General features: G+C 51.1%; 8 protein-coding genes and 1 pseudogene. 5 read left to right on the top strand and 4 right to left on the bottom strand.

The window, feature by feature from the left end:
- Positions 1–103: 103 nt before the first annotated feature.
- Positions 104–663 (top strand): annotated as a pseudogene (locus AC2FLD_RS21470) (recombinase family protein).
- A gap of 1,134 nt (positions 664–1,797) precedes the next feature.
- Here the strand turns inward: AC2FLD_RS21470 and AC2FLD_RS21465 are convergent.
- The 4 genes from AC2FLD_RS21465 to AC2FLD_RS21450 all read right to left on the bottom strand — a co-directional run bounded on the left by AC2FLD_RS21465 (position 1,798) and on the right by AC2FLD_RS21450 (position 5,261).
- Entirely contained in the window at positions 1,798–2,124 is a 327-nt protein-coding gene (locus AC2FLD_RS21465; RefSeq protein ID WP_170473895.1) for a potassium channel family protein, read from the bottom strand.
- Between the two features lie 32 nt (positions 2,125–2,156).
- Positions 2,157–3,383 carry an HlyD family secretion protein gene (locus AC2FLD_RS21460; protein ID WP_496674114.1) on the bottom strand — a complete coding sequence of 409 codons (1,227 nt, stop codon included), beginning with the start codon at positions 3,381–3,383 and terminating at the stop codon, positions 2,157–2,159.
- Positions 3,376–3,714, bottom strand: a complete 339-nt coding sequence (locus AC2FLD_RS21455; protein ID WP_170473889.1) for a hypothetical protein — start codon at positions 3,712–3,714, stop codon at positions 3,376–3,378. Before AC2FLD_RS21455 ends, AC2FLD_RS21460 begins: the two co-directional genes overlap by 8 nt.
- A gap of 767 nt (positions 3,715–4,481) precedes the next feature.
- Positions 4,482–5,261, bottom strand: coding sequence for an MOSC domain-containing protein (locus AC2FLD_RS21450; protein ID WP_496674120.1), 780 nt, complete (start codon positions 5,259–5,261; stop codon positions 4,482–4,484).
- A 396-nt stretch (positions 5,262–5,657) separates the two neighbouring features.
- Here AC2FLD_RS21450 and AC2FLD_RS21445 point away from each other — a divergent pair, with 396 nt between their 5' ends.
- From AC2FLD_RS21445 to AC2FLD_RS21430, 4 genes are all read left to right on the top strand, one after another.
- Positions 5,658–6,977, top strand: coding sequence for an ABC transporter substrate-binding protein (locus tag AC2FLD_RS21445; RefSeq protein WP_050605964.1), 1,320 nt, complete (start codon positions 5,658–5,660; stop codon positions 6,975–6,977).
- 80 nt (positions 6,978–7,057) lie between these two features.
- Positions 7,058–8,005 carry a carbohydrate ABC transporter permease gene (locus AC2FLD_RS21440; RefSeq protein WP_496674123.1) on the top strand — a complete coding sequence of 316 codons (948 nt, stop codon included), beginning with the start codon at positions 7,058–7,060 and terminating at the stop codon, positions 8,003–8,005.
- The gene (locus AC2FLD_RS21435) at positions 8,002–8,940 is read left to right on the top strand and encodes a carbohydrate ABC transporter permease (RefSeq protein WP_050605966.1); all 939 of its coding nucleotides are present in this window, start codon (positions 8,002–8,004) and stop codon (positions 8,938–8,940) included. The genes AC2FLD_RS21440 and AC2FLD_RS21435 overlap by 4 nt, the downstream gene beginning before the upstream one ends.
- Positions 8,937–9,125 carry a hypothetical protein gene (locus AC2FLD_RS21430; protein WP_058274732.1) on the top strand — a complete coding sequence of 63 codons (189 nt, stop codon included), beginning with the start codon at positions 8,937–8,939 and terminating at the stop codon, positions 9,123–9,125. Before AC2FLD_RS21435 ends, AC2FLD_RS21430 begins: the two co-directional genes overlap by 4 nt.

Raw genomic sequence — 9,125 nt, 5'->3', positions numbered from 1 at the left:
TGGCAGTTACGATGAGCCAGAAACCCTCTCTTATCAAATCGACCTAAACTGTCCCATGGGCGCTGACGTCAGACAACTGAGACTTTGAGAGACGGAAAAGATCATGCTTGTTGGCTATGCTAGGACTTCCACTTTGGATCAGACGGCTGGACTTGATGCTCAACTACGGGAACTGGAACGAGCTGGGTGCGAGAAGGCATTTACGGAACAGGTATCGTCAGTGGATGTCAGAGCGCGTGAGAAGCTCACTGAGGCGCTGAATTTCATCCGTGAGGGCATCACCTAGTAGTCACCAAACTGGACCGTCTTGCACGCTCTATGGCCCACCTGATGGAAATCCGCACCCAGCTTGACGCCGTTGGAGCGCACCTAACGATCTTGGGGTTAAGTCTCGACACGTCCACTGCCCAAGGCAAGCTGATGTTGAACCTGTTGAGAAGCGTGGCCGAGTTTGAGCGTGAGATAATGCTGGAACGCCAGCGTGAAGGAATTGCCAAGGCCAAAGCTGCCGGGAAGTACAAAGGACGCAAACCAACCGCATTGGCAAAGTCGGACGAGGTGCGTGCTCTGGCAGGTGAAGGCATCGGCGCTACCAAGATTGCTCAAGACCTCGGCATTAGCCGCGCATCGGTTTACCGGATACTCAATGCAGGCCAAGGCTGATCGCTGCTACTTGAGTTGTTGGAAGGCTAGATTAGTGCCAATCTGAACAGGAGTAGGTGTACACTCGTGCCGGATCATCTGTTTTCTTTGCAATTCGGCAATCTTCTAAGGTTCAATTCGGAGATTGCTAGCCCCTTCTTCTTATGAGGGAAGAAACAGTAACATTCGCGCTTTGCTTAAGCCTCCCTCTTGTGAACAAACAGATGGATGCATTTATGGTTTTGCATGAATCATCCGTTTGCCCCGTTGGATTACCACAAGATTGAGGACAGATACACGTTTCCGAATGTGTGATCTGTCTGCCTCTGCAAGGTTACAGATTAGATATGATCAGATGATATCAAAAATAGCCTTATATTATATATTGTATATACGTAAATAGAAAATATCCATAATATATACAATGTATTATACATAAATAGCCGAGTTAATCTGTATATGCATATAATATACAAATCGCTCTACTTGGAATACACACTATATGTATATGCACTAGATATTCATCAGTAGTAGATACCTAACAGTATACAGCATGTGTATATACATAACACATCCTACCAATAGTAATACTATACACCGATATGCTTAGTGCGATGGATGGTTAGCCAGTATCAGCATAAAGACTAGTATACTTGTTAAATACACCTAACTAGAAAATCTTATCTGTCTGTTTTATATTACTTTTTATCATTTCATCCGGTTAAGTTTTGCGGTAAAATACGTACCAGCACAAGTAGTCTAACAACTAAATCGAAGAGACTGCACCGGGTACAGAACAGGACTGCTGACACCAACTGGTTCTATTCATTGGAAACTACAATTGAGAGACCTTCTATCGGAAGATGTACTGTGCGGCGTTGAACGCATTTATCGACTGCAAAGAGCATCTCGGGCTATCAACAGAAACGATATAGACCGGATGCTGACGAATGCCTTGCTGACCGATGAGCGACCGTATCTGATCCAATAACTAGAGTATCACGCAGACTACACGAGAGCAGCCATACGCAAGCATCTAGTGGACTGTCGTGTTTAGACCGGTCCAAACACCGTGCCGTGACACATTCTGAGTACCAAACCAAGCACCACCCAGTAGACCCACAGCACAGCCACTAACGAGTGAGAAAGAGCGAACTAAAACTCGGCAACCATCGCAGTCTCGACTGCATGTACACCTATGCCTACGACAACGCCTGCAAAGATAAGCCCAACAAACGCGTTGATAACGGCCAAAGCCCGGCTCGCGGGTTTCTCCGGCTTAATGTCTCCGTAGCCAACCGTAGTTGCGTTTATGAAAGCATGGTAAAGGCTAGATCCGGTCGACCAACCTTCGATCCGGCCAATTGATACTCCCAGCATGCACACCAAAACCAACAAGAATACAAGTATCGGTGACAGGTAGATCAGGTCCCACAGGAAAACCGATAGAAACGTGCAAATGTAGCTGGCGTCGCAACCCATGGAGAAACTCTACCTCTCTGCCAGTTGGGGGCCTAATTGAAAACCAATGTCTTAACAGGAAGCAGAATGGCCTGCGCACGCAAGACAATTGCATTTGCTATACCCATGCCATCCACAATCCTTGCGATGAAAGCAGACAGGCCCGTGATCTCACCAGCGTCGATTTCCTTTGCTCGGCTCGTATAAGCAACTCCAACACACGCACTACCGGGCGGGATGCTATCAAGATGCTCTGGGAAAATAGGTGCTAGGAATGCTGTAACTGTACCGGGTCTCGCTCGATCCTGCTGATCCAGCAGCGCATCCCCCGGTCGGAACTGCCCTGCAGCAATCGCCTCCTGCACGTCGTCCACAACCATTGGGATTATGGTCAACGGTTTAGACGCACAGGTAATTTCCACCAGCATACCCGGCTTTAGCACACTGGCAGAAATCTGACCAAAAGCCGCGATATAGCGCCCTTGTCCCGTGACCTCAGGCACCAAAATCCCGGCAGGGCGTAGTATTGGATTAACGATATCACCCGGCTTTAGGAGGAACTGCGTTACCGTCCCATCCACCTCGGCAAACACGGTGGATTTTGATATCTCGTTCTCAGATTCTCTCAAAACCGATCGCGCAGTTTCAAGCTGTGCAGGGAGAAGAGTGGTTTGGCGCAATTTGGCACCATCGAGGGAGGCAATTGCGGCAGCGCGCTGACTTTCCACGCCGGTCACTGCTGTTTGCAAGCGTTCCAGTTCCTGCTCACTAACAACGGTGTTGTTTCGTTCCGCAAGCTCCAGACGTCGCTCCAAATCGCTCGTAGCCTGAGCAAGGTCAGCTTCCGTCGCCTCAACCCTTGCGGTGGCGCTCGCGACTTCCGTTGCGGTCAGGCCCAAAGCCGCCTCAATCTCTTCGATACGTCGCTGAGCCGTTTCCGCTGCTGCCTCCTGACGTGTGGTGTCCAGTCGGAAAATGGCCTCGCCAGCCATAACGTCTTCATTATTGGCAACGTAGACCTCCGCTACCCGCCCCGCGCGATCCGACAGAATGGTAACTGTGCGAAACGCCGCAGAGACATTCCGCGTTGAGGGGTGGAAATAGAAGATCACCGTGATCAGCGTCACAGCCAGTATTGCACAGGCGGTCAAACCCCACCGCAATTCATACCAGACATTGAACAGGGTTATTTCGTGACCCCACCGCTTGCCTTGCTTGTAGCGGCGATACAGATAGTCTGGGACGATTGTGATCAGTGCAGAGAAGACTAGCTCAAGCATCGTCGCTCTCCGAGACGTCTACTTCGGTCTTGAGTGGAAAGATCTCATGCAACGGCACGGCGGCGATCAGAATAGCTGCGATCCAGAAAGCGTTATTCAGGGTGAATAGAGAGATTAACCCAAGTACACCGACCAACTGCATTTGGACCTTATGAGCACCTGCTGCCATGCGGTCTGGAATGGCCTGTACTGTGAAGTAGAGTGCGCCAAAACCCAGCAGCACTATGACTAGAACCAATCCAACAACGATCAGAAAACCATCTGTCTCTCCCGGAGGGGTTACCCAAAATGGGAGCCTCGCCATCGCGTCATCAGAAATAGAACTGTTCACTTGCCCCACCCCGCCTTCAACTGATCACATTCAAATATATCTGATTGGAATCAAAATGACCAATCTCACTGCGGATAGAGAAGTGGCTGTTATACGGCTTGGTACGGCGTGAGTAAGGTCGTTGCCGAGCAGACCCGCACACAACCGTTCCACATCGTTCGCAACATCTCAAAACGAAAAAAGTAGTAGGTCGGCACATTATACCAAGCAGGGCAGTTAAGAGGTTCGCATGCTTTGATGTGCGCAGCTTGGCGGAAGAGGTTATGCATATCGGAGTGTGACACTAAGGTGAGAGACACTGCAAACCAATACACTACAATAATGTTTACTATCAGTGCATTATAAGATCGGCGGCGTTTCCCCTAGGCTCCACCAAAACCTAACAATACAACTAGATAGCACGCGTTAGAGCGGTGTGACACACAGGTGTGACACAAAATGAAGCTGCGTGCGTATCTCTCACTGTCCAGACGCGGCATATATTACTTCCGTTGGCCACTGCCAGTCACACGACCAAAACCCCACACCAGACCAAGGCATATCTGCCTTTTCACTTCTGGCTTTTAGCGCGCCTGTAACATCTGCTGCGATCTTTGCCGGTGCAGCCCTTGGATTGGACAACTCGTGTCTGGACTGTCCTAAATTACTGAGCATTGAGTGCACAACTCAGATCGGTAATGCCCCGGATGCGCTTCGGTGCAGTTCACGCGCTGCGCATTAACAGAATGAAACCTGATTAGTTTGCGGCGGTGCTGGCGGCTCAAAACTCACGTGAGTTTTTCCCCAGTTTGCCCGACCGTTAGCGTTCCGCCATTGGTTACCTCGACATAGACGCCCATATCCATATGACCCATCAACTTTTGAATAAGGTAGGGTATCTTCAAGTCCCGCTCGGCCGTTTTCGGGTTCACTTCAGTTGCTGCGCACCTTTTCGTACGTGAGAGTACCTTTAACTCAACATCGCCGAACCTTAGAACCGATCCAACGGCATCCAGCTCAGAAAACGAAGGTAGCCCGTCTATCTCGATATTCGCTCGGAACCGCGCTGGGTGGATATCTGTGTTCAGTTGTCTGCCCAACTTTTCCACAGAGGCCAGATTCAAAACAGATATCGCGTTCATCATTTTCGGCGACACGACAGACACATCCGTAAACCGATGAGGAGCGGAATAGACGAACTTTGGCGGTTCGGGATCTCTTAAGTCTATCTCCGTGCTCAGGAACCTTGCCGCATCCATCCGATCCTCAGGAACTTGCATATTAAAACATCGCATCTTGCCGTTCGCATTGACCTCAAGATCTTGGGTCTCAATATCAAAACGGGTCTGCATGCCTGCCAGTGCAGCCTCGTTCATCAAAACGACAAAACGGTCTTTTGGAAGTGGCTTAGGGTTCTGCATGTCGAAACCGGAGTTGTAACGGGCAAATCCGAAGAGACGATCACCGGGTATGCCCTCTCCTGCTTGCAGCGTCACGGTTTGCATAGGCTCGGAACTCAAGCCTTTAATTGGGTAGCGGTTCATTCGAACGATAGAGAGATTTTTCATACGTCTGCACCTGACCAAACGAGTTAGGCACGATCCTGCGTGGTTCGCGCTATTTGACGCTATCTCCAATTCGTAAATGTATCGACTGAATATACTGCAAGTGGCCACCGAAGCGAATTCCCGAGACCAGTTGATGGCCTGATGTCGCCAAAGTTGGCTGTGTCATTTCGATCGATAGGGCTATTTGACATCCCGCAACCGAAAACACATGCGCATCAACATCTCTGAAATTCCTCTTAAAATCAATTCATAAGCGACTCTGCTCGAGGGTGCCTTCAGCATTTTGAGGTACGAACCTCAAGTTTTTCTGGACTTGAGGTGCGTACCTCAAATAGCCTTGGGGGTATGCCGCGATTCGCACATCCTCGGTTGACGGCGCAAAAAAGGGAGGAATGGATGACTTACTCAAAACTGGCCTCGGCCAGCGCAATAGTCCTTGCCGCTACTACTCTTTCTACCAAGGCAAATGCTGAAGATCTGACGCTATGTTGGGCTGCATGGGACCCGGCCAACGCGCTTGTCGAGCTATCAAAGGAATTCGAAGCAGAATCCGGCCACACGATGAATTTCGAATTTGTTCCTTGGCCAAATTTTGCGGACAGAATGCTGAATGAGCTGAACTCCGGTGGTAAGCTCTGCGACCTGCTGATTGGTGACAGTCAATGGATCGGCGGTGGCGCGGAAAACGGTCACTATGTCCAACTGAACGACTTCTTCGATGCTGAAAGCATCAGCATGGACGATTTTGCGCCAGCCACCGTTTACGCCTATTCGACCTGGCCCAAGGGCACACCAAACTACTACGCGCTGCCCGCGATGGGTGATGCCAATGGCTGGTTCTATCGTAAGGACTGGTTCGAAAACCCTGAAATCCAGGCGGCATACAAAGAAGCCACAGGGCAGGATTTGCGCGAGCCTCAGTCTCAGAAAGAGTTGCTACAGATCGCCCAATTCTTCCAGGGTCGTGAGATCGATGGAAAAACCGTGTATGGAGCAGCCATTTTTACCGAGCGCGGCTCGGAAGGGATCACGATGGGCGTGACCGGGGCGCTTTACCCCTGGGGTTTCAAATACGAAAACACTCCTGGCTCATATGACATGGAAGGCGCAGTAAACTCACCGGAAGCAGTTGAGGCTTTGGAGTTCTACAAGGAATTCTACAAAACAGCGACGCCTCCGGGATACACCAATTCGTACATGGGTGAGAGCCTGGACGCCTTTAAGTCAGGTCAGGTCGCAATGGCTATGAACTGGTTTGCGTTCTTCCCTGGTCTTTATGCCGATCCCAATACCGGCGGTGACAAGATCGACTTCTTCGTGAATCCACCACAAAATCAGGCCGGTTCAACACTCGGCGGACAAGGAATTTCTGTTGTCAGTTACTCTGACAAACAAGACGCCGCACTTGAGTACATTAAGTGGTTCGCACAGCCAGAAGTTCAGGCGAAATGGTGGGAGCTAGGCGGCTATTCGGCGCATAACTCAGTGCTGGAAGATCCTGGTTTCGTGGATAGCCAACCGTTCGCCGGTGATTTCCTGGAGGCAATGGCTGGGGTTCAGGATTTCTGGCAGGAGCCTGCTTATGCAGAACTGCTGTTGGCAATGCAGAAACGCATCCACGACTACGTCGTAGCCGACCAGGGCACGGCCCAGGAAGCGCTTGATCTTCTGATCGAAGATTGGACCGAAACCTTCGAAGACGAAGGCAAGTTGTAATCCGGAAGTAGGGCGGAAGCGGGTGCGAACCCGCTTCACCTTCACCCGTAAGTCCAAAACCAACAAGAACTGGCAAAGAGATGTCTGACAGGACTGTAGATCGCGTTGCGCAGGCAACGCCCGTGCGAGTTGCGCGAAAAATTCGGGGGTTATCCGACCGCGCGATCGCCTGGATATTCATCTCCCCAACGATATTTCTGCTGCTGGCGATCAATATCTTTCCGTTGATCTGGACCATCAAACTGAGCTTTACCAACTACAAAGCCAACCGGATCGCGCGTGAAGTCAAAGATGTCGGGTTCCGGAATTACGAGCGTATCCTGACGGACTCCGACACCTGGTTGAATATGCAGGCGACGGCGCACTTCCTGTTCTGGACGATCTTTTTTCAGGTGCTGATCGGTTTCACGCTGGCGTGGTTGATCAACAAGAAATTCAAAGGCAACGATCTTTGGACCACGATTATCGTGCTGCCGATGATGTTGTCCCCGGCAGTCGTCGGGAACTTCTGGAAGTTCCTCTACCAGCCGCAGATCGGTCTGTTCAACTACATCGTGTCGTGGTTCACCGGCAAGGACCCGTCAAGTTTTGAGATGTTGGGCTCGGTGACTTTGGCCCCATGGGCGATCGTTATCGTTGACACCTGGATGTGGACGCCTTTTGTGATGCTGATCTGTCTGGCCGGACTGCGCAGTATTCCCGACTATATCTACGAAGCGGCCGAGATCGACCGGGCCAGCAAGCTGCGGCAGTTCTTCACGATCACCATCCCGATGGTGCTGCCGTTCCTGATGCTCGCGGTGCTGTTTCGAGGGATCGAGAACTTCAAGATGTTCGACCTCGTGGTTCAGCTAACCGGCGGTGGGCCGGGTTCTGTTACCGAACTCACTTCGATCAATCTCAAGCGAGAGGCGTTTGAGAAGTGGCGTACGGGCTATGCCTCGGCCTATGCGATCATCCTTTTCGTCACCGTGTTCGGCCTTGCGTCGATCTACGTCAAAGCCCTGAACAAGGTGAAACAGAGATGAGCAGTTTTTCCGTCACCGAACCTTCGAACCGGTCCAAGTGGATAGCTGGTTTTCTGGTCATCGCCTATGCACTGATCACGATGATCCCGCTGGTGTGGATTTTGCTGACTGGCTTCAAATCCCCAGCCGATGCGATCAGTTATCCGCCCAAAATGGTATTTGACCCAACGCTTGAAGGCTATGTCAACCTTTTCACCACGCGCACGCGGCAAACGCAGGAATTTCTGGAAGCCAACCCGCCGCAGAATTGGGCTGATGAGATCGTGCGCCAATACGACATGGTGATCGTTGGGCCATCCAAGTTCGGTGAACGCTTTATGAACTCGGTTATCATCGGATTTGGCTCGACGTTCTTGAGCATTTTTCTTGGTACGTTGGCTGCCTATGCGTTCAGCAGGTTCAAAGTTCCGCTCAAGGACGACCTTCTGTTCTTCATCCTCAGTACAAGGATGATGCCTCCGGTTGCCGTCGCAATCCCGATTTTCCTGATGTTTAGAAACCTTGGTCTCAGCGACACGCATCTTGGCATGATCCTTCTGTATACGGGCGTGAATATCTCTCTGGCAGTTTGGTTGCTGAAGGGTTTTATCGACGAAATACCGAGAGAGTACGAAGAAGCCGCTCTCATAGATGGCTACACACGGTTTCAGGCATTCTACAAAGTGGTGCTGCCGCAAGCCGCCACCGGCATAGCTTCAACTGCTATCTTCTGCCTGATCTTCGCATGGAATGAGTACGCGTTTGCGGTGCTGCTGACATCCGCGAATGCGCAAACTGCGCCGCCCTTCATTCCAACCATCATCGGTATCGGCGGCCTGGATTGGCCTGCCGTGGCAGCTGGTGCGACGATCTTCCTGATCCCGGTCATGATTTTCACCATCCTGATGCGCAAACACTTGCTGCGTGGGATCACATTCGGAGCCGTGCGCAAATGAGCGAGTTTCTTACCGGATTGATGCGGCTGCGCCGCGGCCCATGGGAGATGGTCGCGACCATCCTCATCGCACTGGGTGTCTTCATGTTGATGCAGCCCTTTGTCCTTTGGGCCTTCACCTATTCCTTCATCGTCACGCTGATCGGAACCGTCATGTTCATCATCGTCAGCCATTTCCCGGAGTAG

The sequence above is a fragment of the Ruegeria sp. CDSA021 genome, assembly GCF_059612325.1.
Note: the sequence above shows the minus strand (reverse complement) of the source record. Positions and strands in the feature narration are given on the sequence as shown.

What these genes read in the sequence shown, in the direction of transcription:
- AC2FLD_RS21430 (WP_058274732.1), top strand. Translation starts at nt 8,937, where the DNA reads ATGAGCGAGTTTCTTACCGGATTGATGCGGCTGCGCCGCGGCCCATGG.
- AC2FLD_RS21450 (WP_496674120.1), bottom strand. Translation starts at nt 5,261, where the DNA reads ATGAAAAATCTCTCTATCGTTCGAATGAACCGCTACCCAATTAAAGGC.
- AC2FLD_RS21465 (WP_170473895.1), bottom strand. Translation starts at nt 2,124, where the DNA reads ATGGGTTGCGACGCCAGCTACATTTGCACGTTTCTATCGGTTTTCCTG.
- AC2FLD_RS21435 (WP_050605966.1), top strand. Translation starts at nt 8,002, where the DNA reads ATGAGCAGTTTTTCCGTCACCGAACCTTCGAACCGGTCCAAGTGGATA.
- AC2FLD_RS21460 (WP_496674114.1), bottom strand. Translation starts at nt 3,383, where the DNA reads ATGCTTGAGCTAGTCTTCTCTGCACTGATCACAATCGTCCCAGACTAT.
- AC2FLD_RS21440 (WP_496674123.1), top strand. Translation starts at nt 7,058, where the DNA reads ATGTCTGACAGGACTGTAGATCGCGTTGCGCAGGCAACGCCCGTGCGA.
- AC2FLD_RS21445 (WP_050605964.1), top strand. Translation starts at nt 5,658, where the DNA reads ATGACTTACTCAAAACTGGCCTCGGCCAGCGCAATAGTCCTTGCCGCT.